This window comes from Kitasatospora sp. NPDC088779 (genome assembly GCF_040685395.1).
In the GTDB taxonomy this organism is placed as follows: Bacteria; Actinomycetota; Actinomycetes; order Streptomycetales; family Streptomycetaceae; genus Kitasatospora.
This window is the reverse complement of sequence record NZ_JBFBHW010000016.1, coordinates 119,950-144,479: the sequence shown is the minus strand read 5'-3', so window position 1 is coordinate 144,479 and position 24,530 is coordinate 119,950. Positions and strand designations below refer to the sequence as shown.

20 protein-coding genes are annotated in these 24,530 nt (G+C 72.2%); 11 read left to right on the top strand and 9 right to left on the bottom strand.

Going from position 1 to position 24,530, the window contains the following annotated elements:
- Positions 1-265 precede the first annotated feature (265 nt).
- From AB0P03_RS17915 to AB0P03_RS17900, 4 genes are all read left to right on the top strand, one after another.
- On the top strand, positions 266-1,060 hold the full coding sequence (locus AB0P03_RS17915; RefSeq protein WP_208869076.1) for an isoprenyl transferase: 795 nt from the start codon (positions 266-268) through the stop codon (positions 1,058-1,060).
- Between the two features lie 206 nt (positions 1,061-1,266).
- The gene (locus tag AB0P03_RS17910) at positions 1,267-2,601 is read left to right on the top strand and encodes a PhoH family protein (RefSeq protein WP_063347994.1); all 1,335 of its coding nucleotides are present in this window, start codon (positions 1,267-1,269) and stop codon (positions 2,599-2,601) included.
- 433 nt (positions 2,602-3,034) lie between these two features.
- Positions 3,035-3,793 carry a transglycosylase SLT domain-containing protein gene (locus AB0P03_RS17905; protein ID WP_350879965.1) on the top strand — a complete coding sequence of 253 codons (759 nt, stop codon included), beginning with the start codon at positions 3,035-3,037 and terminating at the stop codon, positions 3,791-3,793.
- 473 nt (positions 3,794-4,266) lie between these two features.
- Positions 4,267-5,658 carry an AI-2E family transporter gene (locus AB0P03_RS17900; protein ID WP_363585454.1) on the top strand — a complete coding sequence of 464 codons (1,392 nt, stop codon included), beginning with the start codon at positions 4,267-4,269 and terminating at the stop codon, positions 5,656-5,658.
- A 75-nt stretch (positions 5,659-5,733) separates the two neighbouring features.
- On the opposite strand, the gene AB0P03_RS17895 is transcribed toward AB0P03_RS17900, so the two are convergent.
- Both AB0P03_RS17895 and AB0P03_RS17890 read right to left on the bottom strand, forming a co-directional pair.
- Entirely contained in the window at positions 5,734-6,276 is a 543-nt protein-coding gene (locus AB0P03_RS17895) for an alkyl hydroperoxide reductase (RefSeq protein WP_363629586.1), read from the bottom strand.
- A gap of 3 nt (positions 6,277-6,279) precedes the next feature.
- Positions 6,280-6,831, bottom strand: coding sequence for a peroxiredoxin (locus tag AB0P03_RS17890; RefSeq protein ID WP_063347991.1), 552 nt, complete (start codon positions 6,829-6,831; stop codon positions 6,280-6,282).
- A 117-nt stretch (positions 6,832-6,948) separates the two neighbouring features.
- Between AB0P03_RS17890 and AB0P03_RS17885 the strand changes: the two genes are divergently transcribed.
- A complete protein-coding gene (locus tag AB0P03_RS17885; protein WP_363629584.1) occupies positions 6,949-7,974 on the top strand; it encodes a LysR substrate-binding domain-containing protein in 1,026 nt (341 codons plus the stop codon).
- Positions 7,975-8,034: 60 nt separating this feature from the next.
- On the opposite strand, the gene AB0P03_RS17880 is transcribed toward AB0P03_RS17885, so the two are convergent.
- Positions 8,035-8,658, bottom strand: coding sequence for a TetR/AcrR family transcriptional regulator (locus AB0P03_RS17880; protein ID WP_363585452.1), 624 nt, complete (start codon positions 8,656-8,658; stop codon positions 8,035-8,037).
- Positions 8,659-8,813: 155 nt separating this feature from the next.
- Between AB0P03_RS17880 and AB0P03_RS17875 the strand changes: the two genes are divergently transcribed.
- On the top strand, positions 8,814-10,994 hold the full coding sequence (locus AB0P03_RS17875) for an MMPL family transporter (protein WP_363629582.1): 2,181 nt from the start codon (positions 8,814-8,816) through the stop codon (positions 10,992-10,994).
- 94 nt (positions 10,995-11,088) lie between these two features.
- On the opposite strand, the gene AB0P03_RS17870 is transcribed toward AB0P03_RS17875, so the two are convergent.
- The 3 genes from AB0P03_RS17870 to AB0P03_RS17860 all read right to left on the bottom strand — a co-directional run bounded on the left by AB0P03_RS17870 (position 11,089) and on the right by AB0P03_RS17860 (position 17,240).
- Positions 11,089-12,948, bottom strand: a complete 1,860-nt coding sequence (locus AB0P03_RS17870) for an ATP-binding SpoIIE family protein phosphatase (protein WP_363629580.1) — start codon at positions 12,946-12,948, stop codon at positions 11,089-11,091.
- Between the two features lie 80 nt (positions 12,949-13,028).
- Positions 13,029-13,793 carry a class I SAM-dependent methyltransferase gene (locus AB0P03_RS17865; protein WP_363585449.1) on the bottom strand — a complete coding sequence of 255 codons (765 nt, stop codon included), beginning with the start codon at positions 13,791-13,793 and terminating at the stop codon, positions 13,029-13,031.
- Positions 13,794-14,264: 471 nt separating this feature from the next.
- Positions 14,265-17,240 (bottom strand): BTAD domain-containing putative transcriptional regulator, encoded by a 2,976-nt coding sequence (locus AB0P03_RS17860; protein ID WP_363629578.1) that lies wholly within the window; start codon positions 17,238-17,240, stop codon positions 14,265-14,267.
- Between the two features lie 215 nt (positions 17,241-17,455).
- Between AB0P03_RS17860 and AB0P03_RS17855 the strand changes: the two genes are divergently transcribed.
- Positions 17,456-17,740, top strand: a complete 285-nt coding sequence (locus tag AB0P03_RS17855; protein ID WP_363629576.1) for a hypothetical protein — start codon at positions 17,456-17,458, stop codon at positions 17,738-17,740.
- A gap of 246 nt (positions 17,741-17,986) precedes the next feature.
- On the opposite strand, the gene AB0P03_RS17850 is transcribed toward AB0P03_RS17855, so the two are convergent.
- Positions 17,987-18,205, bottom strand: a complete 219-nt coding sequence (locus AB0P03_RS17850; RefSeq protein ID WP_363585446.1) for a hypothetical protein — start codon at positions 18,203-18,205, stop codon at positions 17,987-17,989.
- A gap of 197 nt (positions 18,206-18,402) precedes the next feature.
- On the opposite strand from AB0P03_RS17850, the gene AB0P03_RS17845 reads away from it, so the two are divergent.
- On the top strand, positions 18,403-19,161 hold the full coding sequence (locus tag AB0P03_RS17845) for a GntR family transcriptional regulator (protein WP_363585445.1): 759 nt from the start codon (positions 18,403-18,405) through the stop codon (positions 19,159-19,161).
- A gap of 66 nt (positions 19,162-19,227) precedes the next feature.
- Here the strand turns inward: AB0P03_RS17845 and AB0P03_RS17840 are convergent, their stop codons facing one another.
- On the bottom strand, positions 19,228-20,895 hold the full coding sequence (locus AB0P03_RS17840; RefSeq protein WP_063347981.1) for a fumarate hydratase: 1,668 nt from the start codon (positions 20,893-20,895) through the stop codon (positions 19,228-19,230).
- A 145-nt stretch (positions 20,896-21,040) separates the two neighbouring features.
- On the opposite strand from AB0P03_RS17840, the gene AB0P03_RS17835 reads away from it, so the two are divergent.
- Complete coding sequence (locus tag AB0P03_RS17835; protein ID WP_363585444.1) at positions 21,041-21,826, top strand: DUF1707 domain-containing protein; 786 nt, start codon at positions 21,041-21,043, stop codon at positions 21,824-21,826.
- Between the two features lie 262 nt (positions 21,827-22,088).
- Positions 22,089-22,523: a WhiB family transcriptional regulator gene (locus AB0P03_RS17830; RefSeq protein WP_350879949.1), complete on the top strand. Its 435-nt coding sequence runs from the start codon at positions 22,089-22,091 to the stop codon at positions 22,521-22,523.
- 87 nt (positions 22,524-22,610) lie between these two features.
- Here AB0P03_RS17830 and glpX read toward each other — a convergent pair whose 3' ends face one another.
- Complete coding sequence (glpX, locus tag AB0P03_RS17825) at positions 22,611-23,651, bottom strand: class II fructose-bisphosphatase (RefSeq protein ID WP_063347979.1); 1,041 nt, start codon at positions 23,649-23,651, stop codon at positions 22,611-22,613.
- 197 nt (positions 23,652-23,848) lie between these two features.
- On the opposite strand from glpX, the gene AB0P03_RS17820 reads away from it, so the two are divergent.
- A complete protein-coding gene (locus AB0P03_RS17820) occupies positions 23,849-24,403 on the top strand; it encodes a DUF4245 domain-containing protein (RefSeq protein WP_363629574.1) in 555 nt (184 codons plus the stop codon).
- Positions 24,404-24,530: the final 127 nt, after the last annotated feature.

Below are 24,530 nucleotides of genomic sequence, written 5' to 3'. Positions count from 1 at the left end.
CGCCTTGGATCAAAAGCTGGACTAGACCATTGCCGGTCGTCAAGCATTGGACAGTCGGCTTACGGATTCCTTAAGGATTCGGAGACCGTTCCGTGTCCGCCGTCGGAGCCGTCGGGCAAGGCCCGCGACACGCCCGCCGGGGCGGACTCCGTACAGGACCGTGACCAGACCGCTACCTGCGGCTTTACCGTGTGCCTGCCCGCCGGAGTAGGCTGCGCCGGGGCGTTGACGCACCAGCTGAACGAGCACGGAGGGGCCGGGAATCATGGGTCTGCGCGATGTCGCCGAACGGACGCCGGGTCTGCGTACCCTGCTGGGCGGGATGTACGGGCTCTACGGCCGCCGGGTCGAGGTCCACCTCGCCCGCACCCCGCACCACATCGGCGTGATCCTGGACGGCAACCGCCGCTGGGCGAAGGCCGCCGGGGGCACCACCGTGTACGGCCACCAGCGCGGCGCCGACAAGATCAGCGAGTTCCTCGGCTGGTGCGACGAGACCCACGTCAAGGTCGTCACCCTCTGGATGCTCTCCACCGACAACCTCGACCGCCCCGCCGACGAGCTCGTCCCGCTGCTGGGCATCATCGAGGACGCCGTCACCGGGCTGGCCGCCGCCCGCCGCTGGAAGGTCCACCCGGTCGGCGCACTGGACCTGCTCCCGCAGCACACCGCCGACGTGCTCAAGCGGGCCGCCGAGGAGACCGCCGACATCGACGGCATCACGGTCAACGTCGCGGTCGGCTACGGGGGCCGGCACGAGATCGCCGACGCCGTCCGCTCGCTGCTCCAGGAGCACGCCGGGCGCGGCACCTCGATCGAGGAACTGGCCGAGATCCTCGACGTCGAGCACATCGCCGAGCACCTCTACACCCGCAACCAACCCGACCCGGACCTGATCATCCGCACCTCGGGCGAGCAGCGCCTGTCCGGTTTCCTGCTCTGGCAGAGCGCGCACAGCGAGTTCTACTTCTGCGAGGCGTACTGGCCGGCCTTCCGCAAGGTCGACTTCCTGCGGGCGCTGCGGGCGTTCGAGCAGCGCAACCGGCGACTGGGCCTCTGAACGGGTGAAGTGACCGCCGTAGGGCTGGCCTACCCGGAGTCCTCGTGAGGCCAAACGTTCACCGGCAATGATCCGTCAGTTCGCCGGGGGCGCGAATGCACCGTCCCTCGCCTGGGAATACTCCAGGCAGTCCGGTCCCGAGGCCACCGGGGCAGCGGGGGCCGGCTTGCCGCGGATGACGCAGGGTCATCCGCTCTGGAGGCCTAGTGGTCAGTTCCAAGAGCCGCCGGACGCCAGACCGGCGCACGTACGTTCTCGACACCAGCGTGCTCCTGGCGGACCCGCTCGCCATGACCCGCTTCGAGGAGCACGAGGTCGTCCTGCCGGTGGTGGTCGTCACCGAGCTGGAGGCCAAGCGGCACCACCCGGAGCTGGGCTACTTCGCCCGCCAGGCGCTGCGACTGCTCGACGACTACCGCATCCGCCACGGCCGGCTCGACGAGCCGATCCCGGTCGGCGAGCTCGGCGGCACCATCAGGGTCGAGCTCAACCACTCCGACCTGTCGATACTGCCGGCCGGCTACCGGGTCGGCGGCGGCGAGGCGGACTCGCGGATCCTCGCGGTCGCCCGGAACCTCCAGGCCGAGGGGTACGACGTCACGGTCGTCTCCAAGGACCTGCCGCTGCGGATCAAGGCCAGCTCGGTGGGCCTGCTCGCCGAGGAGTACCGGGCCGAGCTCGCCATCACCTCCGGCTGGACGGGGATGTCCGAGCTGCACGTCCCGGCGGAGCAGGTGGACGCGCTGTTCGCGGCCGGCCACGACGCCGCGGTGGACGTCGAGGGGGCGGACGAGCTGCCCGTGCACACCGGGCTGGTGCTCACCTCGGAGCGCGGTCGGGCGCTCGGCCGGGTGACCGGCGACGGCCGGGTCCGGCTGGTGCGCGGCGAGCGCGAGGCGTTCGGACTGCGCGGGCGCAGCGCCGAGCAGCGGGTGGCGCTGGACCTGCTGCTCGATCCGGACGTCGGCATCGTCTCGATGGGCGGCCGGGCGGGCACCGGCAAGTCCGCGCTGGCGCTGTGCGCGGGGCTGGAGGCGGTGCTGGAGCGGGGGCAGCACCGCAAGGTGATGGTCTTCCGACCGCTGTACGCGGTCGGCGGGCAGGAGCTCGGCTACCTGCCGGGCTCCGAGACGGAGAAGATGAGCCCCTGGGCGCAGGCGGTCTTCGACACCCTCTCCGCCGTCACCACCCCGGACGTGATCGAGGAGGTGATCTCCCGGGGGATGCTGGAGGTGCTGCCGCTGACCCACATCCGGGGCCGCTCGCTGCACGACGCCTTCGTGATCGTGGACGAGGCCCAGTCGCTGGAGCGGAACGTCCTGCTGACGGTGCTGTCCCGGATCGGCCAGGGTTCGCGGGTGGTGCTCACCCACGACGTGGCGCAGCGCGACAACCTCCGGGTGGGCCGGTACGACGGCGTGGTGGCGGTGGTGGAGAAGCTGAAGGGGCATCCGCTCTTCGCGCACATCACGCTCACCCGCTCGGAGCGTTCGCCGATCGCGGCGCTGGTCACGGAGATGCTGGAGGACATCCACCCGTGATTCGCCCCTGACCGGGACATAGTCGGACAATACGGTCAACTCTTGGTGTGGGGCCCGCTCCTGACGGGGCGGGCCCTCACCCCTTTCATCACATCGAGTGCTTTCCGCCCGGGGAACTCCCGTGCGGTGAATGTGACGTGCGCCACGCGAACGGGAATTGCGTCGACAGCGTCCGGTGCGGCATGGTGAGGGTTCTGTCAGGCCCCGCGTACGGCGTGGCAGGGCTTCCGGACTCCACGAGTCCGGGCCCGGATGGTCCACCAACTCCGGTCGGTGGACGCACAATTGAAGACCGATGAGCCGTACGCCGCCCGATTCCAACGCCCGGTCGCCTCACCTCGGCCGGACGCCGGGCCAGCACCTCCCGTGACCAGAGCACCTGCGGAGGTCAGTGCCAAGGGGCATGTTGCGCCCGCACGGTCACGCGTGGGCGATGCTGGAAGGAATCCATGTGACTCGGATCTCGGTCCGGGGAGTCGCTGTGGCCTCCGCCACCGCCGTCACCGCTGTCGGTGCCGTCGTGGGTGTGGCCTCGGGCAGCGAGGGCAAGACGACGCAGACGGTCGACGTCGCGGGCGCGACCCTGCTTGCCGAAGTCCCCTCTGGCGCCCAGGCGCAGACCATCAGTGACAACATCGGCCAGCAGGCATCCGCCCAGCAGGCCTCCGCCGACGCCGCGGCCAAGGCCGCCGCCGAGCAGAAGGCCGCCGAGGAGGCCGCGCGCCAGAAGGCCGCCGCGGACGCCCAGGCGAAGGCCGATGCCCAGGCCAAGGCCGACGCGGACAAGGCTGCCAAGGCCGCCGAGGACAAGCGCAAGGCCGACGAGGCCGCTGCCAACCGTTCCAAGGCGCGTTCGGCGATGGCCGCCACCGACAACAGCGCCCCGCCGGTCTCGGTCAGCCCCGGATCCGTCCAGGACATCGCCCGGCAGGTCGTCGGTGACGACGCCCAGTTCCAGTGCTTCAGTCAGATCGTGAAGCGCGAGAGCGGCTGGGACTACACCGCGACCAACCGGAGCTCCGGCGCGTACGGCCTGGTCCAGGCGCTGCCCGGCACCAAGATGGCCTCGGCCGGTGCCGACTGGCGCACCAACCCGGCCACCCAGATCAAGTGGGGTCTGGGCTACATGAACAGCCGCTACGGCAGCCCCTGTGGCGCCTGGTCGTTCTGGCAGTCCCACAACTGGTACTAGGAGCCGCCACCGCCCGGCGGTGGACTCTCCCGTACGGCCCCCGGCCGCTCGTCCCGCCCGACGAGCGACCGGGGGCCGTCGCGTTCCCGCCCGCCGGGAGCCGGGTCGGGCCGCGCCGCCCGGGCTGCGCTGACCAGTGCGCCTGCGGGCGGTGCGGACCCGGTGCGGACGCGGGGCGCGGGAAGGGGTCCTGGTCGCTTCCCGCACCGGCCGGTCCGCCGACAGTTGGTCCGTGGTCCGAGGCCTCGCTCTCCCCGGGGGCCTCGTTTCGACTCCTCCCCAGCGATCTCGGTCCGAAACCATCTGAAACCTGACGTTTTGCCCCGGTTTGATGGCGAGGTTGTTCGAGCCGAACCCGGCGGGGGCCGGACTCGCCGGGCCGCCGCCGGGTAGCGTCATCCCTGACGGCCGTGGCGGGACCCACGGCGTACCGCCGGGCACGGCGGCTCAGCAGGGGAGCGGTGGTAGCGAGGATGGCGCGGGGCGGAAAGGCCTTCAAGGCCGTGGCCAAGGGCATGGCCGTGGTGGCGAGCGCGGCCGCCGTGATCGAACGGCGCCGGCGTGCCGCGATGGCGGCCGACCCGCACGAGCTCGCCGTCCCCGCGCTGGCCGAGGCGCCCGATCCGGTGCCGGCCCCGCGGGTCGAACCCGCCGCGGTGCCGGCCGCCGCCCCGGCGGCCCCCGCGCCGGCCGCACCGCCAGGCCTGGCGCGGGAGTACCACCCCGGCCGGCCCGCCACCCCGGCCGAGGCCGTGCCCTGGGGGCTGCGGGTGGCCGCCGAGTCGACCTGGCGGTTGCTGCTGCTCGGCGGCGCGCTCTACGTCGTCTTCTACATCGTCGACATGCTGCGGCTGGTCGCCTTCGCGGTGCTGGCCTCGCTGCTGATCTCCGCGCTGCTGGAGCCGACGGTCTCCTGGCTGCGCCGGCACGGGGTGCCGCGCTCGCTGGCGGCGGGCGGGGTGTTCCTGAGCGGTCTGGCCGGAATCGGGCTGGTCGGCTGGTTCGTGGTCTGGCAGGTGTCCACCAACCTGTCGACGGTCACCAGCAAGGTGAAGGACGGCGTCGACCAACTGCGGGACTGGCTGAGCACCGGGCCGCTGCACCTGACCCAGCAGCAGATCAACGACTACGCCGACCAGATCGGCAAGGCGATCACCACCAACACCGACCAGATCACCTCGGCCAGCCTGACCGGCGCGCAGATCGCCGTCGAGGTGCTGACCGCCGTGGCGCTGGCCTTCTTCACCACCTTCTTCTTCCTCTACGACGGCGCGCGGATCTGGAACTGGGCGTTGCGCGGACTGCCCCGGCACTCCCGCTTCGCCATGGCCGGAGCCGGCCCGAAGGCCTGGGCGACGCTCACCGCGTACGTGCGCGGCACCGTCTGCGTGGCCTTCATCGACGCGGTCTGCATCGGCATCGGCATCGACCTGCTGGGCGTGCCGATGGCGATGCCGTTGGCCGTGATCATCTTCCTGGGCGCCTTCGTCCCGCTGGTCGGCGCACTCGTCACCGGCACGGTCGCGATGCTGATCGCCCTGGTCACCGAGGGGCCGTGGACGGCGCTGATGGTGCTGATCGTGCTGGTCGCGGTGATGCAGATCGAGAGCCACATCCTGCAGCCGCTGATCCTCGGCCGGGCCGTCCGGGTGCACCCGCTGGGCGTCGTCCTCGGCGTCGCGGCCGGCGGCATCATCGGCGGCATCGGCGGTGCGGTGGTGGCCGTCCCGCTGATCGCCGTCACCAACACCGTGATCACCCACCTGCGCCGCCGCAACGAGGCCGGCCAGGCCGTCTTCACCGCCATGGAGGCCGCCCGCGAGGCCGCGGGCCGGACCTCCGCCGCCCCGGCCGGGGACGGCTGAGGCCGAAGCGCAACGCCGACGGGCCCTCCCGGACGTGGTGTCCGGGAGGGCCCGTCGGCGTTGGTGCGGGGTCCGTCAGGCGCCGGCGGCGGCGAGGGCGGCCTCGGAGTCGAGGACGCCCGCCACGGCCTGGAGGACGGCGGCGATCTTCATCGAGGCCTGGACGACCTCGCGCTCGACGCCGGCCTTGCGCAGCACGGCCTCGTGCGAGTCGAGGCACTGGCCGCAGCCGTTGATGGCCGAGACGGCGAAGCACCAGAGCTCGAAGTCGACCTTCTCGACGCCCGGGGTGCCGATGATGTTCATCCGCAGACCGGCCCGCATCGTGCTGTACTCCTTGTCGGAGAGCAGGTGCAGCGTCCGGTAGTAGACGTTGTTCATCCCCATGATCGCGGCCGCGCCCTTGGCGGCGGTGTACGCCTCCGGGGAGAGGTTGGCCTTGGCCTCGGGCTCCAGCTCACGCAGCAGGGCGGCGCTGCGGGTGGCCATCGCGCAGGACAGCACGGTGCCCCAGAGCTGCTGGGCGGGGAGGTCGGAGTTGCCGATGACCGAGCCCAGGTTGAGCTTGAGGTCCTTGGCGTAGTCCGGGAGGGCGGCCTTCAGGTCGTCGAGGGCCATGGGTCAGCCCGCCAGCAGGGCCTGGGCGTCGAGGGTGTCCTCGCCCTTGGTCCAGTTGCACGGGCACAGCTCGTCGGTCTGCAGGGCGTCCAGCACCCGCAGGACCTCCTTGGGGTTACGGCCGACGGAGCCGGCGGTCACCATGACGAACTGGATCTCGTTGTTGGGGTCGACGATGAACACCGCGCGCTGGGCGGTGCCGTCGGCGCCCTCGACGCCGCAGGCGCGCATCAGGTCGTGCTTGACGTCGGCCAGCATCGGGAAGGGCAGGTCGCGCAGGTCCTTGTGGTCCTTGCGCCAGGCGTGGTGCACGAACTCGGAGTCGCCGGAGACGCCGAGGATCTGGGCGTCGCGGTCCGCGAACTCGTCGTTCAGCTTGCCGAACGCGGCGATCTCGGTCGGGCAGACGAAGGTGAAGTCCATCGGCCAGAAGAAGACGATCTTCCACTTGCCCTCGTAGGACTTGTGGTTGATCTCGGCGAAGGCGTTCGCGGCGTCCAGGTCGACGCAGGCGTTGAGTTCGAACTCGGGGAACTTGTCACCGATCGTGAGCACGTTCGCTTCTCCTGAAGTGAGACTGAGGGGAGTTTTGTCCGGATTCCGGACACGCCCTACGTTTCCACATCGTGGACTGATCAGGGAAATAGCTACACTTGATGTGTCTGATCGGAGATGGCTATCAGTACCGAACCGCCCACGTCGCGGCCCCGCCCCCGCAGGGTCGCCGCCGCCAAACCCGAGGCCGCTGTGGCGAGCGCCACAGTCCGCAGCCCCCGGGCGCCGACCGTCGCCCAGCTCAAGGCCTTCCTCGCGGTCGCCGAGCACCGGCACTTCCGGGAGGCCGCCGCCGCCACCGGGACCAGCCAGCCGGCCCTGTCCGGGGCGGTCGCGGCACTGGAGGAGTCGCTGGGCGCGCAGCTGGTCGAGCGTACGACGCGCAGGGTGATTATCACCCCCCTGGGTGAGCGCGTGCGCGAGCACGCACGCCGGGTGCTCGCCTCGCTGCAAGCCCTCACCGAGGAGGTCGAGGCCGCCCGCCGCCCGTTCACCGGGCCGCTGCACCTCGGCGTCATCCCGACCGTCGCGCCCTACCTGCTGCCCACCGTGCTGCGGCTGGTCCGCGACCGCTTCCCGGAGCTGGAGCTGCACGTCCACGAGGAGCGCACCCCCGCGCTGCTGGAGGGGCTGGCCGCCGGGCGGCTGGACGTCCTGCTGCTCGCGCTCCCGGTCGGCGGTACCTCGCCGACCCGCGACATCCCGCTGTTCGACGAGGACTTCGTCCTGGTCACCCCGCCCGAGCACCCGCTCGCCGGGCGGATCGACGTCCCGCGCGACGTGCTGCTCGACCTGGACGTGCTGCTGCTGGAGGAGGGCCACTGCCTGCGCGACCAGGCCCTCGACATCTGCCGTGAGGTCGGTGCCGATCCCGGGGGCTCCACCACCCGCGCGGCCGGCCTGTCCACCCTGGTCCAACTGGTCGCCGGCGGCCTCGGGGTGACGCTGCTGCCCGCCACCGCGCTGGACGTCGAGGCCGGCCGCACCGACCGGCTGGCCGCCGTCCGCTTCGCCGCCCCGGCCCCCGGCCGCCGGATCGGGCTGGCCACCCGCCCGGGCTCGGCCCGCAGCACCGAGTACGAGCGCTTCGCGGCCGCGCTGCGCGAGGTGCTGGCCGAACTCCCGGTCCGGATCGCCTCCTAGCGGCCTGCGGTCCTACGGCCTCATGGCCTCATGGCCTCATGGCCTCATGGCCTCATGGCCTCACGGCTTCGCCGGGGCGCCGAGGCAGAGCCCGACCGTGGTGGCCACCAGCAGGTCCAGGGCCCGCAGGGTGCCGTGGTCGGGCTGCTCGCCGGGCGCGCGCAGGGCCAGGTAGCGGTCGGTGAGACCGTCGAAGCCGGTGAGGAAGTGGACGGCGATCTCCTCGGCGGGCATGGCCAGTTCGAGGCCGTGCGCCTCGGCGAGGGTCGTGAGCATCTCCGCCGCGGTGCGTTCGATCCCGTGCTGGAGCGCCCGCATGATCTCCTGTAGGTCCGGGTCGCGCATCGCCAGCGCCGCGAACTCGCCCAGCAGCGCGCAGCGCCCGTCCGCGCCGGTCGAGCTCTCCCAGAGCGCGTGGACCAGCGTGGCGACCTGTTCGCCGAAGGAGCCGTCGCCCGGGTAGGCGGCGCGGACGTGGCCGATGAACTCGGCGGTCAGCTGCTCGACGACGGCCCGGTAGAGGTCCTTCTTGGTGCCGAAGGTGTAGTGCACCGTCGCCTGCGCCACGCCCAGCTCGGCCGCGATCGCCCGGGTGCTGCCGGCGGCGACCCCCTCCCGGGTCATCAGGTCGAGGGCGGCCTGGACCAGTTGCGGTCGGCGTTCGGAGGCGGGGACATGAGCCATCCAGCCAGGGTATCGCCATGGTCGGATAACTGCGTCGAATGATTCCGTCACTTGATTCTGTCGACCAACTTTGTCGCCTGACAATATTGCGCGTACGGTGGACCGCGACCTGTTCAGGCACCTGCCTGCCCGACGACCTGACCGAGGGGTCACCCATGGCCACGCACCTCTACCGACTGGGCCGCTACTGCTTCCGGAGACGGCGGGCGGTGCTGGCGGTCTGGATCGCGGTGCTGATCGCGATCGGCGGGGCCGCGGGTGCCTTCGCCGGCAAGACCAGCGACGAGTTCAAGGTGCCGGGCACCGAGGCGCAGACCACCCTGGACCGGATCAAGGACACCTTCCCGGAGCAGGGCCACGGCTCCGCCCAGGTCGTCTTCGCGGCCCCCGCGCCCGGCGGCGCCACCACGCCCGAGGCGGGCAGAGCGGTCAGCGAGGCGGTCGCCCGGATCACCGCCGTCCCCGGCGTGGCCGCCGTGCCCGACCCGTACGCCACCCACGCCGTCTCACCGGACGGCCGGGTCGCGATCGCCCTGGTCTCCTTCGACCACAAGCTCGCCAACGTCACCGACCAGCAGCGCGATGCCGTCAAGGCCGCCGCCGAACCGGCCCGCGCGGCCGGGCTGGACGTCGCCTTCGGCGGTGACGCGTACAACCGGATGGCGCAGGTCGACGGCGGCGAGGCGATCGGTCTGGCCGTCGCCGGGGTGGTCCTGGTGATCACCCTCGGCTCGTTGGTCGCCGCCGGGCTGCCGCTGCTGACCGCGCTGGTCGGGGTCGGTGTGGCGATGGCCGCGATCATGGCGCTGTCCGGCTCGTTCGAGATCATCACCACCGCGCCGGTGCTGGCCCTGATGGTCGGTCTCGCCGTCGGCATCGACTACGCGCTGTTCATCCTCTCCCGGCACCGCCGCCACCTGGACGAGGGCCTGGAGCCGGACGAGGCCGCCGCCCGCGCCACCGCCACCGCCGGCAGCGCCGTCGTCTTCGCCGGCCTCACCGTGGTCGTGGCGCTCGCCGGGCTCGCCGTCGCCGGCGTCCCCTTCCTGACCGTGATGGGCCTGGCCGCCTCCGGCGCCGTCGTGGTGGCCGTCCTGGTCGCGATCACGCTGCTGCCCGCACTGCTCGGCTTCGCCGGCCGCGCCATCGACCGGCTGCCGGTCTGGAAGCGGGCGCTGCGCACCGGCAGCCGCACCACCCTGGGCGAGCGCTGGGGCCGGTTCGTGGTCCGCCGCCCGCTGGCCGTGCTGCTCGTCGGACTGGCCGGACTGGGCCTGCTCGCGGTGCCCGCTGCGAGCCTCCGGCTCGGCCTGCCGGGCGGCGGCTCGCAGGCCGCCGGCACCGATGCGCGCAAGGCCTACGACCTGGTCGGCGAGAGCTTCGGGCCGGGCTTCAACGCGCCACTGGTGGTCGTCGTGGACGCCGGGGGCGTGCCGCAGCCGGAGCAGGCGGTGCAGGGGGTGGCGGCCAGGCTGCAGACCCTGCCGGGCGTGCGGACACTGCTGCCCCCGGCCGTCGACCAGGCCGGGCGCACCGCCCTGCTCACCGTCATCCCGCAGACCGGACCGGACGACGCCGGCACCAGGACACTGGTCAACGAGATCCGCGACCAGCGCGCGCCGCTCAAGACCTCGACCGGCGCGGACATCGCCGTCACCGGTACCACCGCCGCCAACATCGACGTCTCCACCAAGCTCGGCCAGGCACTGCCGCCGTTCCTCGCGGTGATCGTCGGCATTGCGGTGGTGCTGCTGGCGCTGGCGTTCCGCTCGGTGCTCGTCCCGCTCAAGGCGGTGGCCGGCTTCCTGCTCAGCATCACCGCCTCGCTCGGCGCGGTGGTCGCGGTCTACCAGTGGGGCTGGCTGGACGGCCTGATCGACGTGCCGAAGGTCGGGCCGGTGGTGAGCTTCGTGCCGATCCTGCTGATCGGCGTGCTGTTCGGGCTGGCGATGGACTACGAGCTGTTCCTGGTCTCCGGGATGAAGGAGCAGTACGTCCACGGGAAGGCGCCGCGGGACGCCGTGGTGGCCGGGGTGCGCGGCGGCGCCCGGGTGGTCACGGCGGCGGCGCTGATCATGGTGTCGGTGTTCGGCTCGTTCGTCTTCGGCCACGACCCGATCGTGCAGCCGATCGGCTTCGCCCTCGCGGTGGGCGTGCTGGTGGACGCCTTCGTGGTGCGGATGGCGCTGGTGCCGGCCGCGATGGCGCTGTTCGGCAAGGCCGCCTGGTGGTTCCCGAAGAGGCTGGAGAAGGTCGTGCCGCGGGTCGACATGGAGGGCGAGCAGCTGATCGCGCGGCTGGAGCAGCATCCGGTGAAGGAGCCGGCCGGGGTCTGAACCGCTCCCGGGCGCTCGGCGGGCCGCTCCCGTCGGGCGCCCGCGCGCTGCGGCAGCCGCTGCTCGACGGGCGGCTGCGGGTGGTTACGGGTGGTTACGGTAGCCGCTGCTCGACGGGCGGTTGGGGCAGTCGCTGCTCGAACCAGACCACCTTGCCGGTGCCCAGCCGGGTGGCGCCCCAGCGGTCCGCGCACCGGGCCACTATCTGCAGGCCGCGACCGCGTTCGTCCTCCAGCCCGGTACGGCGCGGCCGCGGCAGCAGCGGGCTGTCGTCGCCGACCTCGCAGCGCAGCCGAGTGGTGCGCACCAGGCTCAGGGTGACCGGGCGGGTCGCGTGCTGGACGGCGTTGGTCACCAGCTCGCTGATCATCAGCTCGGTCGCCTCGCTGAGCTCGCCGAGCCCCCAGCGGCGCAGCGTGTGGGCGGCCAGCCGGCGGGCCCGGCCGGGCGTCTCGTTGCGCGGCTGGAGGTACCAGTGCGCGACGTCCCCGGCCGGGATGCCGTCGAAGCACGCGCCCAGCAGGGCGATGTCGTCGCCGCGGTCGCCGGGCGGCAGGATCCGCAGCGCCTCCTGGCACAGCTGCTCGGGGGACTGCCAGCGGGCGGCGGCGATCCGGGCGCGGAGGACCTCCAGGCCGTCGCTGATCGGGCGGCTGCGGGTCTCCACCAGGCCGTCGGTGAACAGCAGCAGGGCCGAGCCGGGCGGGGCGGGAAGTTCGACCGAGTTGAAGTCCACCCCGCCGACCCCGATCGGGGCCCCGGAGTCCAGCTCCACCAACTCGGCGGTGCCGTCCGGCCGGACCAGGACGGGCGGGACGTGCCCGGCGTTGGCCAGCACCACCCGGTTGGCGATCGGGTCGTACACCGCGTACACGCAGGTCGCCAGGTGCTGTTCGCGGCCGAGCCGTTGGGCCTGCTCGTCCAGGTGGTAGAGCACCTCGTGCGGCGGAAGGTCGAGGGCGGCCAAGGTCTGGGCGCTGGTGCGCAGTTGGCCCATGATGGCGGCCGAGGTGAGCGAGTGGCCCATCACGTCGCCGACGATCAGGGCGACCCGGTTGCCGGGCAGTGGCACGGCGTCGTACCAGTCGCCGCCGACCTGCGCGCCGCGCTCGCCCGGCAGGTAGCGCTGGGCGAGGCGGACGCCGTGCGGCTGCGGCAGGCGCAACGGCAGCATGCTGCGCTGGAGTTCGTTGGCTATCTCCCACTCGCGGGCGTACCGCAGGGCGGTGTCCACCGCCAGCCCCGCCTGGGTGGCGAGGTGCGCGGCGGTCGCGGTGTCGGCGGCGTCGAAGGCGGGCCGGCCGGTGCGTTCAGGAGGGCGGCGGATCAGCACCAGCAGGCCGAGCACGGCCTTGCGGCCGCGCAGCGGCAGGGCCAGCACCGACGTGCCCGCGGCCAGGCGGGCCAGCCCGCGGGTGCCGTACAGCTCGCGCAGCAGCGCCTCGGTGCGTTCGGCGCCGGGTGTGCCGAGCACCGCGGACTCGGCGGGGCGGCGGCTCAGCAGGGCGTGCGCGAGCGCCCCGCCGCGGGTCACCGGGGTGGCGGGGCCGGTGTCGGCGGTGGAGCGGGAGCCGTACCGGGAGCGGTGCCGGTCGTCCGCGCCGCTCGGCCGGCCGCGTCGCCCGATCCGGGTGCCGGTGCTGTGGTGGATCCGCAGCTCGTCCGGGAAGCCGGGCTCGCGCTCGACGTTGGGCAGCGGATCGCGCAGGTGGACCACGGCGGCGTCGGCCAGCGTGGGAACGAGTACCCGGCCGATGTTGCGCAGCGTCGCGGACAGGTCGAGCGCGCTGTTGATCCGCCGGGTGGCCAGGTCGAGGTAGCCGAGCCGGCCCGCCACGTCCTCGCGCTCCGGGCGCGCGGTCGGTTGGTGTGCCGGTGCCGGTGCCAGGGGCAGGCCGCGCTGGCCCGGGACGGCAGCCGGCTGTCCGGCCTCGGTCTTGAGCTGGTCGCGCACGGCTGCCTGTCCTGGATTCGGTGTGGTCTCTGTGGTGGTCTGCGGTGTCCTGCTGGCGGGCCTTGCTGCCGTGCGGTGGGTCAGCCGACGCGTCGACAGCACAGGAACAGCTGTTCCTCCGGCGGCAGCGTGGTGCTGGCCGGCGCGTACGGATGCCCCGAGCACTCCTCGACGGCGAAGCCCGCCGTGACGAGAACCCGCTCCAGATCCTCCCTCAGATACCCACTGATCCGCAGCTCTCTGCCAAGGAACGGAAGCGGAACGTGATCCAGATCCGCCTCGACCATACCGAGCGCCAGCAGTCCGCCCGGCCGGAGGAGTTCGCGCAGCCGCGCGAGCACGGTCGGGATCTCGTCCTGCGGCAGCAGGATCAGGGAGAAGAACGCGGTGACGGCGGCGAACCCGTCCTTGCCCAGCGGCCCCAGCCCGGGGGCGTTCCAGACCTGCCCGGCGCGCTCGGTGGCCAGATCGAACAGGTCGATCCGATGGAACTCCGGCGGGTGTTCGCCCGGGAACCGGGCCTGCCGGGCCAGCGAGAGCATCACGTCCGAGAGGTCTATCCCGGTCACCCGCAGCCCGCCCGCGACCAGCTGCCTGACCGTCGGGTCCCCGGTGCCGCAGCCCACGTCCAGCACCCGCGCGCCGGGTTCGAGCTCGGCCAGCAGCTGCCGTCCGCAGGCCAGCTGCCCGTCCTTGGCCGGGAACGCCTCGCCGTACCCGGCGCCGATGGTGTCGAAGGCGACGGCTTGCAGGGCACGCGCCGCCCGGCGCCGCCGCACGTCGGGCCCGTCGTCTCCCGCGTCCTCGTCGACGGGGAACGAGTCGGATATCTGTCCGGTCGTCACGATTGAGAGGCACCCTTCCACCCGTGGCCTCCGGCCGGCTGCACGCGGCCGCACGGGAGCGGGATGCCGTCCGCCCCGGCGCCCGTCCTGCCTCGCCGGCCCACACGTTGCCGGCAGACACTCGTGTGTGTACTGGCATCTGAGAATATGCGTGATCTCTGCGCCATGGGGTCCCTTTCCAGCCAACTCGTCATGCTTGGGCCGGTGTGGACGGGGTTGCGGAAGCACGACGGTGCGGGCGGGGGTGGTGCGTGCGGGCTCCGCGCGCCGCATGGCGCGCCGTGGTGGAACGGCTGACCTGCGGTTTCGCCGGGGCGAGGGCCGGCCGTCGGGCGTTTATCGAACGTCAATCGCCGGGGTGCAGAGTGGAGTCCAGCGCCGGGGAAGCGTTGAGGGCGCTCCCGCAGCCGGGGGGCTGCGGGGGCGCCGACGCGCACAACGGGGGTAGGGGCTCTGCCGGGGGGCGGAGACCTACGGCGCTGGGGAAGATGGGGGAGGCTCGGTGTGCTGTTGGGAGATGAGGTCCGCCACGGGGGAGGCCTCCGGCACACCGAGCCGCGTGAAGATCGCGTGCGCCTCGCGCAGGCAGGCGAGTCCGCGGGCCGGCTGGGCCAGGGCGAGCAGCGACTCGCCGAGGGTGGCGTTCGCGAGGCCCTGGCAGTAGGCGGAGTCCAGTTCCTGGGCGATCACGAGCGACTCGTCGGCCGCTTCGGCCGCCTCGGCGTGTTGTCCGGCGGCGAGCAGGGCGGAGGCCAGGCGGGCGAGGGTGTAGCCCTCCCAGAGCGGATTCTGCTGGGCCTGGAACAGCTGGTGAGCCTCTCGCAGGTAGCCCACCGCCGCCCTCGGCTCGTCGGTGGAGGCGAGCACCACACCGGTCTGGTACAGGGTGTCGGCGAGGCAGGGACCGTTCCTCGACGTCCGGGCCGTCGCCACCGCCTCGATGACCGAGCGGACAGCGGTCTCGGTGTCGCCCAGCTTGAGCTGTGCCCGCGCCATGTTGCCGAGCAGCCGGGCCTCGTTGATCGGAACGCGGACCACCCGGCTGATGCCGAGGGCCTGCTCGAAGAGCGGGATGGCTTCGGCGGGGCGGTTCGTCAGGCTGAGGATGATCCCCAGGTCGTTGCTCGCCGCCGACCGCAGGATCGTCATGTCGTCGGAGCGCTGGAGGGTCAGGCTCTTGCGGAGCGACTGTTCGGCGCCCTGGAAGTCATTGGTGATCGACTGCAGCGTGCCGAAGGCGAAGTGCACCCGGGCCAGGGCGGCAGCGTCTCCGTAGGCGGCGGCGTTGCGCTCGGCGGTCACCAGGAACCGGCGCATCCGCGAGCCGTGCGTGGGATCCCTGACCAGGCTGTTCAGGACGATCAGCAGGTCGACGGCCGGGCGCAGCACGAAGTCCGGTCCTCGCACGGCCGCCTCGACGGCGCTGAGCAGGAAGGTGATCTCCGTCCGCAGCCACTGCCGGGCGTCCCGGCTCGTCGGCAGATCCAGGCCTGACGAGCCCAGGGGGTTGAGCGGTTCCGGGAGCTGGTCGTCGGGCTCGATCACCTGGGCCGCGTTGCGGACGGTCGGGATCAGCAGGTCGAGCAGGCGCAGCACCGCCCGCTCCTGCTCCGTGGTGTCCCCGATCCGCTCGTTCTGCCGCTGGGCGTAGAGCCGGAGCAGGTCGTGGTAGCGGTAGCGGCCGGGGGTGAAGCACTCCAGCATGTTCGCCTCGACCAGCGCCTCGGCGAGGTCCTCGGCGGTGTACTCGTTCGCGCCGAGCAGCGCCGCGGCGGCGGGCAGCGGGATGTCCGGGGAGTCGATCAGGGCGAGCAGCCGAAAGGCACGGGCCTCGTCCGTCGAGAGCTGCCCGTAGCCGAGTCCGATGGTGGTCTCCACGGCGAGGTTGCCGAGCTGGAGTTCGTCCAGTCGCCGCCGCTGGTCGGCTAACCGTCTGGCCAGGTCGGAGACGCTCCAGCGCGGACGGCTGGCCAGCCGGGCGGCGGCGATGCGGACGGCGAGCGGCAGGAACCCGCAGGCGGTGACCACCTGCATGGCCGCCTCCGGTTCGGCGGCGACCCGCTGCTCGCCGACGATGGCCGAGAACAGCGCCAGCGCTTCGTTCGGGGTCAGCTCCTCGACGTCGAACAACTGTGCACCCGGGATGCCGGCCAGCCGGGAGCGGCTGGTGGCGAGCACGGCGCAGCCGGAGACGCCGGGGATCAGCGGTCGGATCTGCTCGGCGTCGCGCGCGTTGTCGAGCAGGATGAGCATCCGCCGGCTGGCGAGCAGCGACCGGTAGAGGGCGGCGCGCTGTTCGAGCGAGTCGGGGCTGTCGGTGACGCCGAGCGCGTGCAGGAAGTCGCCCAGGACGGCCACCGGGTCGGCCGGCGAGGTGCCGGCGCCGCGCAGGTCGACGTACAACTGCCCGTCCGGGAACTCGCCGCGGACGCGGTGGGCGACGTGGACGGCGAGGGTGGTCTTCCCGACCCCGCCGATACCGGCCAGCGAAGTCACCACCACGGCCTGGCCGGTGGCGTTCATCAGGACCGTCGAGAGGTCGCTCACCAGGTCGGTTCGGCCGCTGAAGTCCGATACGTCGGCCGGGAGTTGGGCGGGCGCCGGGGGAGCGGCCGGACCGTCCTCACGGCTCGCCGGGGTGGGTACGGCCGGGAGGGCGAGTGTCGGGTCCGCCGCCAGGATGCGGGCGTGCATCGCGGACAGGCCGGCTCCGGGTTCGACCCCGAGCTCCTCGATCAGCAGCTTGCGGGTGTCGGTGTAGACGCCGAGCGCCTCGGCCTGGCGCCCGCAGCGGTACAGCGCCAGCATCAGCAGCTCGCTCAGGCGCTCGCGCAGCGGGTGTTCGGCCGTCAGGCCGTTCAGCTCGCCGACGATCTCGGCGTGCAGGCCGATGTCGAGGGCGACGGCGCACAGCTCCTCGGCGGCGGCCACCTGCCGTTCGGCGAGCCGCAGCCGCTGGGTGTCGGCGTAGGGGCCGGGGATGCCGGTGAGCGGCCGGCCGCTGAACAGGTCCAGCGCCCGCGCCAGCAGCCGGTGCGCCTCGTGCTTGTCGCCCGAGGCCCGGGCGGCCGCGGCCTCGGCGCAGAGCCGTTCGAAGACCGTCAGGTCGAGGGCCTCGCCGGGGATGCGCAGCGCGTAGCCGTCGGCGACCGAGATCAGCAGTTCGGAGGGCCGGCGTACCTCCCGCCGGGGCTCGATGACGGAGCGCAGGCGGGAGACGTAGGTGCGCAGTGCCGCCACCGCCTGGGCCGGGTGCCGCTCGCCCCAGAGTGCGTCGACCAGGTCCTGCGTGGTGACCGGGCGTCCGGAATGCAGCAGAAGGGTGGTCAGAACTGCCTGTTGCTGGGGAGATCCGAGGGAAAGGGGCTTGCCGTCGAGCCAGGCCTGGACCGGACCGAGGACTTGGAAGCGCAGCGCAGGGGTCTGCGGCGTCTCCCGAAACTCCATGAAAGTCCCCCGATGGCCTGTGGTGTCGATTCCGTGAAAGGGCGCTCGGCGGTCCGCCGTGGTGCTTCAGCTTAGGCGGACGCCCGACTCTGCCGGGCGGCAGCGCAAGCCGCGCGATGTTTATCGGACATTTAATCAACCCTACGATACTGTCCGCACGCCCGTGCCACGGAGGTCGGGCGAGACACATTTGATGACCGAAAGGCGGCCGCCCAATGGCCAACGACCAGAGCGAGACCCCGGTGGCTTCGGCGCCCGAGAACGCGGCGACGACGGATGTCCCGGCCGTCGCTGTGGAGGCGGGCGAGGCTGTCGAGGGCGCGGTGGCCGCGTCCTCGAACACGACCGAGTACACCGCGCCGTCCGACGCGCAGAAGGCGGCGATAGAGAACGACCTGTTCGGGGACGAGGCCGCGCACGTGGTGGAGCCCGTCGCGCCGGCCACGGTCGGGCCGGGCAAGCGGTACGAGCCGGAAGGCATGATCTCCGGCCACCCGTAAGCCGGTCCGGCCGAAGGCCCCGTGCCCCCCGTGTCCCGGTCCGGGCACGGGGGCGCTGTGGGTTTTGGGCGTGCTCCATTCGGCACCGGTGCCCGCCCGGTGGCCGAATCCCGCCCGTGATGCACTCATGGTGACCGGTGATATCCGTAACGTGCCCGACGGTGGGTGCGGGGCGTTCCGGAATTCCGGATTCACTCGGGGGGATTGCGGGTGGGAATGTTGCTGTTTGCGTGCTTTTTGCCGCAATTAGCGCGGAAGATCGTATTCGGCTGAATCGCGGGGCCTGGGAACGGGCGAGACCCGTCCGGGTTCGGCGGTCCATTCGCGGCCGCCGCCCTCGGGGCGCAGGTAGTGCTCCCCGCCGATGGTGTCCATGTAGATGCCGGTGCGTCCGGTCCTCCGGTCGAGGACGAGTTCACCCACGTGCGGCCGGTAGGCCGCGGAGTCGCGCTGACGGGTGCTCACCGCACTGCTCCTCGCTGTTCTGGTGCGGGTGCGGCGCCGGGTGGGGGCCGCGCCCTGGTCGCTGTCCGTGTGTGTGGTGCTCGGCGACTACCCAGCATCTCTAGAGAAGCTAATATCTCTAGAGATGTCAATGGTCGTATCGGCTTACCGTCGGCCGTGGGCGCGCCTACGATTTGTCCGAGGGAGAGGGAGCGGCGATGACCGGCAGCAGTGGCGACAAACAGCCCAAGTACCAACGGATCGCCGACACGCTGAAGGCGGCCATCGACGACGGCCGGTACCGCGCGGGTGACCGGCTGCCGGGCGAGAACGACCTCATGGACGAGTACGGCGTGGCCCGGATGACCGCCCGCCAGGCGCTCGGCGTGCTGCAGAGCGAGGGCATCGCCGAGGCGCGCCGGGGAGCGGGGGTCTTCGTCCGGGACTTCCGGCCGCTGCGCCGGCGCGGGATCCAGCGGCTGGCGCAGGGGCAGTGGGGCTCGGGCCGGTCCATATGGTCGGCGGACATCGACAACCGCCTGCTGGTGGTCGACCAGGTGTCCGTCACCGAACGGGGCGCGCCGGAGCACGTCGCCCGGGTGCTGGGAGTGGATCCGGGCGCGTCGATGTGCGTACGGCACCGCCGCTTCGTGCTGGACGGCAAGCCGGTGCTGCTGTCGACCTCCTACCTGCCGGCCGGCCTGGTCGCCGGTACGGCCATCACCCGCGAGGACACCGGCCCGGGCGGCACCTACGCCCGGCTGGCCGAGATCGGCGCGAAGCCCGTCCACTTCCGCGAGGAGGTCCGCTCCCGGATGCCCGGCGCGGACGAGGCCGCCCGCCTGGAGCTGTCGGCGGGCACCCCGGTCATCCTGATCTGCCGCACCGCCTTCGCCGACGACGGCCAGGTCGTCGAGCTCAACGAGATGATCCTCGACGCCGCCTCCTACGTCCTGGAGTACGACTTCGACGCGTGAGCACGCGCAACGCGGCCGCCCCGGTCGCGACGGACGCGGCCGGGGCGGTTGACGAACGCGGCGCGGCTACTCCTTGGAGCGGACCCGGAGGCTGGTGATCAGCGGGCCCTCGGTGGTCTCGCGGAAGAAGTCGTTGCCCTTGTCGTCGACCACGATGAAGGCCGGGAAGTCCTCGACCTCGATGCGCCAGACGGCCTCCATGCCGAGCTCGGCGTACTCCAGGACCTCGACCTTCTTGATGCAGTCCTGGGCGAGACGGGCGGCGGGGCCGCCGATGGAGCCGAGGTAGAAGCCGCCGTGGGCGGCGCAGGCGTCGGTGACCTGCTTGCTGCGGTTGCCCTTGGCGAGCATGACCATGGAGCCGCCGGCGGCCTGGAACTGGTCGACGTAGGAGTCCATCCGGCCGGCGGTGGTGGGGCCGAAGGAGCCGGAGGCGTAGCCCTCGGGGGTCTTGGCCGGGCCGGCGTAGTAGACGGGGTGGTCCTGGAGGTACTTGGGCATGCCCTCGCCGGCGTCCAGGCGCTCCTTGATCTTGGCGTGGGCGATGTCGCGGGCGACGACCAGGGTGCCGGTGAGCGAGAGCCGGGTCTTGACCGGGTACTTGGACAGCTCGGCGCGGATCGCGGACATCGGCTGGTCGAGGTCGACGCGCACGACGTCGTCGTCCAGGTGCTCGTCGGTGGTGTCCGGCAGGTACTTGGCCGGATCGGTCTCCAACTGCTCCAGGAAGACGCCCTCGGCGGTGATCTTGCCGAGCGCCTGGCGGTCGGCGGAGCAGGAGACGGCCATGGCGACCGGCAGCGAGGCGCCGTGGCGCGGCAGGCGGACGACCCGCACGTCGTGGCAGAAGTACTTGCCGCCGAACTGGGCGCCGATGCCGATCTTCTGGGTCAGCTCGGTGACCTTCGCCTCCAGCTCCAGGTCGCGGAAGCCGTGGCCGGTCTTGGCGTCGCCGGAGGTCGGCAGGTTGTCCAGGTAGTGCGCGGACGCGTACTTGGCGGTCTTGAGCGCGAACTCGGCGCTGGTGCCGCCGATCACGATCGCCAGGTGGTACGGCGGGCAGGCGGCGGTGCCGAGGGAGCGGATCTTCTGCTCCAGGAACGAGAGCATGCTCGCCTCGTTCAGGATGGCCTTGGTCTCCTGGTACAGGTACGACTTGTTGGCGGAGCCGCCGCCCTTGGCCATGAAGAGGAACTTGTACGCGCCGCCGTCGGTGGCGTACAGCTCGATCTGGGCCGGCAGGTTGTTGCCGGTGTTCTTCTCGTCCCACATGGTCACCGGGGCCATCTGGGAGTAGCGCAGGTTGAGCTTGGTGTACGCGTCGAAGACGCCGCGCGCGATGGCCGACTCGTCGCCGCCCTCGGTGAGCACGTTCTGGCCGCGCTTGCCCATGACGATGGCGGTGCCGGTGTCCTGGCACATCGGCAGGATGCCGCCGGCCGAGATGTTGACGTTCTTCAGCAGGTCGAGCGCGACGAAGCGGTCGTTCGGGCTGGCCTCCGGGTCGTCCAGGATGCGGCGCAGCTGGGCGAGGTGGGCGGGGCGCAGGTAGTGCGAGATGTCGTGCATCGCCTCGGCGGTGAGCAGCCGCAGCGCCTCGGGCTCGACCTGGAGGAAGGTGCGACCGCCGGCCTCGAAGGTGGAGACACCCTCGGAGGTCAGCTTGCGGTACGGGGTCGGGTCAGCGCCCAGGGGGAGCAGGTCGCTGTACTCGAAGTCTGGCGTGGGAGCCATGGGGGCGGTCCTTAGGTTTCCAGTGGTCCGGCTGCGTCGGCGAAGCACCCTCAAGGGTAGGACCCGGCTCCGCGTCGCACGCGGACAGGGCAGCCTGCGTGACCGGGCTCACTCGGCCGCACGTACGAGCGACTAGTCTTGGGCCGTGGACAACTCGCCGTCGCAGGACGATCCGGGGCAGCCGTCCGTGCCGGCGCCCGTACCGATGACCAAGCCCGAGAGCCGGCCCGAGCCGCAGCCGCAACTCCGGCCGCTGCCGGAGCAGCAGACCCAGCCGTCGCACGCCCCGGTGGCGCAGGCGGAGATGCGGGTGTCGGACGCCGACCGCGAGCGGATCGCGGAGCTGCTGCGGGACGCCTACGCCGAGGGCCGGCTGGACGCGGACGAGCACGCGGACCGGATCGGGGCCGCGTACGCCGCCAAGACCTTCGGCGATCTGGTGCCGCTGACCAGGGACCTGCCGGGCCACCGGCCGCTGTCGTTCGAGAAGCCGCCGCTGGAGGCCCCGGCGCCGCGTGCGGTGACGCCGGCGCTGCCGCCCGCGCGCCAGGAGTCGCCGTCGATGGTGGCGATCTTCGGCGGATCGTCCCGCAAGGGCCGCTGGCGGGTGGGGTCGCACCTGAAGGCGTTCGCGGCGTTCGGCGGGGTGGAGATCGACCTGACCGACGCCGTCTTCGAGTCGCCCGAGGTGGAGATCGAGGTGACGGCGCTGTTCGGCGGCGTCGAGATCCGGGTGCCGGAGAACGTGAGCCTGCACGGCGGCGGCGTCGGCATCTTCGGCGGATTCGACGTCAAGGAGCAGACGGCGGCGGACCCGTACGCGCCGGTGGTCCGGGTCAAGGGCGTCGCGGTGTTCGGCGGTTGCGAGGCCAAGCCGCGCCGGGGCAAGAAGCTCAAGGAGTGGGTGCGCAAGCAACTCGGCACCGAGTAGCCGGGGTTGGCGGGTCGAACGCCCGGTCGGGGATCAACTCCCGGCCGGGCGTTCCGCGTTGTCTCCGGTGCGCTCCGTAGTCGATTGCGTGCAGTGTGCATGAATCGCGGGCGGGCGGGGTAGTTCCTTCCGCACATCGCTTCTTGTACGGCTGCGCACCGGAGGCGGCCCAGCGGCCGACTCGGGGTTGGACAGCGGGGGCTCGCAGCCGGGCAGGGGAGCGAGCTTCCCCGTGTCCGAGAGTCTCGTCAGGAGTACGGCCGTGCTGCATCCGATCGAGTCCCGCACCACCTCGCCCGTCGCCGCCGCGCAGTTGCTGGAGCGCAGTCCGCAGCCGCACCCCCCGGGCGGCCAGGGCCCCCAGACCGCCGCCCAGGGCGCGTCCTCGGGCGAGGACAGCCCCTGGCACACCGGCGCGGCCTGCCGGCGGGACGAGGTGGGGCTGTTCTTCGCGCCCTCGAAGGAGCCGACTGCGGCCCGGTTGTCGCGCGAGGAGCAGGCGAAGCAGGTGTGCGCCCGGTGTCCGGTGCTGCTGGAGTGCCGCGAGCACGCGCTGGCGCAGCCGGAGCCGTACGGGGTCTGGGGCGGGCTGACGGCCGCCGAGCGCCGGGTGGTGCTGGCCCGTCGCCGCCGCCGGGAGTCGGAGCTGCGCGAGGCGACCCGGGTGGTCGCGGGGCAGCGGCGGATAGCGGGCTGACGGGGCTCCTGGTGCGCCCCGGGCCGGACGCGCCGCGGCCTCGGCGGAGGGGGATTCCGCCGAGGCCGCGGGTGCGGTCGCCCGGTGTCAGTTGGCGCGGTCGAAGTCGATCGCGCTGTAGGCCCGCAGCTTCGACAGCTTGTGGACGGAGTTGATCTCGCGGATCGTGCCGCTCTTGGAGCGCATCACCAGCGAGCTGGTGGTGGCGGTCTCCTGGCGGTAGTGCACGCCGCGCAGCAGCTCGCCGTCGGTGATGCCGGTGGCGACGAAGAACACGTTCTCGCCGCTGACCAGGTCGTCGGTGGTGAGCACCCGGTCCAGGTCGTGGCCTGCGTCGAGGGCCTTCTGCCGCTCGGCGTCGTCCTTGGGCCACAGCCGGCCCTGGATGACGCCGCCCATGCACTTCATGGCGCAGGCCGCGATGATGCCCTCGGGGGTGCCGCCGATGCCCATCAGCAGGTCGACGCCGGTGCCCTCGCGGGCGGCCATGATGGCGCCGGCCACGTCGCCGTCGGAGATGAACTTGATCCGGGCGCCCGCTTCGCGGATCTCCCGGACCAGGCCGTCGTGGCGCGGGCGGTCGAGGACGACGACGGTGACGTCCTCGACGGCGCTGCCCTTGGCCTTGGCGACCCGGCGGATGTTGACGGCCGCGGGGGCGGTGATGTCGACGAACTCGGCGGCCTCGGGGCCGGCCACCAGCTTGTCCATGTAGAACACGGCGCTGGGGTCGAACATGGTGCCGCGGTCGGCGACGGCCAGGACGGCGACGGCGTTGTTCATGCCCTTGGCGGTGAGCGTGGTGCCGTCGACCGGGTCGACCGCGACGTCGCACTCGGCGCCGGTGCCGTCGCCGACCCGCTCGCCGTTGTAGAGCATCGGGGCTTCGTCCTTCTCGCCCTCCCCGATGACGACCACGCCGTTCATCGAGACGGTCGAGACGAGGGTGCGCATCGCCTTGACGGCGGCGCCGTCCGCGCCGTTCTTGTCGCCACGGCCGACCCACCGGCCGGCGGCCATCGCGGCCGCCTCGGTGACCCGGACGAGTTCGAGCGCGAGGTTCCGGTCCGGAGCCTCGGGCGCGACCTCCAGGGCGCTGGGAAGGTGGTTCGGGTACTGCGTGGTCATCGTCGTTACCTCTCTGTACGCGACGGCCAGTAAGCGCCCGACTACTGCCTGGTCGAACGCCGTGGTGAGGGTCCTGCGATCGTATCTGCCTATGAGATGACTGTCTGTGGCGCGGGTCGCCACCCGGCGCCCGACCAGGTCGGTTCGTCCCGCTTCACCCGTACGCGGGCACCCCGGGTGGCCGTACCGCCGTAGGGATGAGTCACCATGTGGGGGTGGCTGGAGAGAGCAAACGCATGAGGGGCCGGGAGACCGTACGGGACATGGTCCTGTCGATGCTGGCGGTCGGCGCCGTGGTCTGGATCGGGTACCTGTTCCTTCCGCACGACGCGAACAGCGACCCGGTGCACGTGGTCGAGTACAAGGTGGCGGCGGCCTCCGCGAAGCGCGGCGCGCCGTACCCGCTGCTCTCCCCGGACGGGCTGTCCGACCAGTGGCGGGCCACCTCGGTCGGCTACCAGCCGGCCGCGATCAGCAAGGGCAAGGGCAACGCCTGGCACCTGGGCTTCGTCACGCCGTCCGGCCAGTACGCGGCGGTCGAGCAGAGCGACGTCCCCCGCGACGCGCTGCTGGCCGACAAGATCGCGGGCGGCAAGCCGGACGGCACCTCGGAGGTCGCCGGGCGCACCTGGGAGCGGGTGCAGGGCGAGAAGTCCCGCGCCCTGACCGTGCAGACCGGTGACGCGACCACCGTGCTCACCGGCACCGCCTCCTACGAGGAACTGGCCGAGCTGGCCCAGGCGCTCAAGTAGCCCGTGCCCCCGGGTCGCCCCGGGGGGAACAGCTCCGTACGCCCCCGCGAACGCCCCGCGGACGCGCCCGTACGACCCCGAACGCCCCCGTGCGCATACGGAGAGGGCCCGCACCGGACGAACCGGT

Bases quoted from the DNA above. Each gene is read 5' to 3' on its own strand.
- AB0P03_RS17915 (WP_208869076.1), top strand. From the start codon at position 266: ATGGGTCTGCGCGATGTCGCCGAACGGACGCCGGGTCTGCGTACCCTG.
- AB0P03_RS17905 (WP_350879965.1), top strand. From the start codon at position 3,035: ATGCTGGAAGGAATCCATGTGACTCGGATCTCGGTCCGGGGAGTCGCT.
- AB0P03_RS17900 (WP_363585454.1), top strand. From the start codon at position 4,267: ATGGCGCGGGGCGGAAAGGCCTTCAAGGCCGTGGCCAAGGGCATGGCC.
- AB0P03_RS17895 (WP_363629586.1), bottom strand. From the start codon at position 6,276: ATGGCCCTCGACGACCTGAAGGCCGCCCTCCCGGACTACGCCAAGGAC.
- AB0P03_RS17885 (WP_363629584.1), top strand. From the start codon at position 6,949: ATGGCTATCAGTACCGAACCGCCCACGTCGCGGCCCCGCCCCCGCAGG.
- AB0P03_RS17880 (WP_363585452.1), bottom strand. From the start codon at position 8,658: ATGGCTCATGTCCCCGCCTCCGAACGCCGACCGCAACTGGTCCAGGCC.
- AB0P03_RS17875 (WP_363629582.1), top strand. From the start codon at position 8,814: ATGGCCACGCACCTCTACCGACTGGGCCGCTACTGCTTCCGGAGACGG.
- AB0P03_RS17860 (WP_363629578.1), bottom strand. From the start codon at position 17,240: ATGGAGTTTCGGGAGACGCCGCAGACCCCTGCGCTGCGCTTCCAAGTC.
- AB0P03_RS17855 (WP_363629576.1), top strand. From the start codon at position 17,456: ATGGCCAACGACCAGAGCGAGACCCCGGTGGCTTCGGCGCCCGAGAAC.
- AB0P03_RS17845 (WP_363585445.1), top strand. From the start codon at position 18,403: ATGACCGGCAGCAGTGGCGACAAACAGCCCAAGTACCAACGGATCGCC.
- AB0P03_RS17840 (WP_063347981.1), bottom strand. From the start codon at position 20,895: ATGGCTCCCACGCCAGACTTCGAGTACAGCGACCTGCTCCCCCTGGGC.
- glpX (WP_063347979.1), bottom strand. From the start codon at position 23,651: ATGACCACGCAGTACCCGAACCACCTTCCCAGCGCCCTGGAGGTCGCG.
- AB0P03_RS17820 (WP_363629574.1), top strand. From the start codon at position 23,849: ATGAGTCACCATGTGGGGGTGGCTGGAGAGAGCAAACGCATGAGGGGC.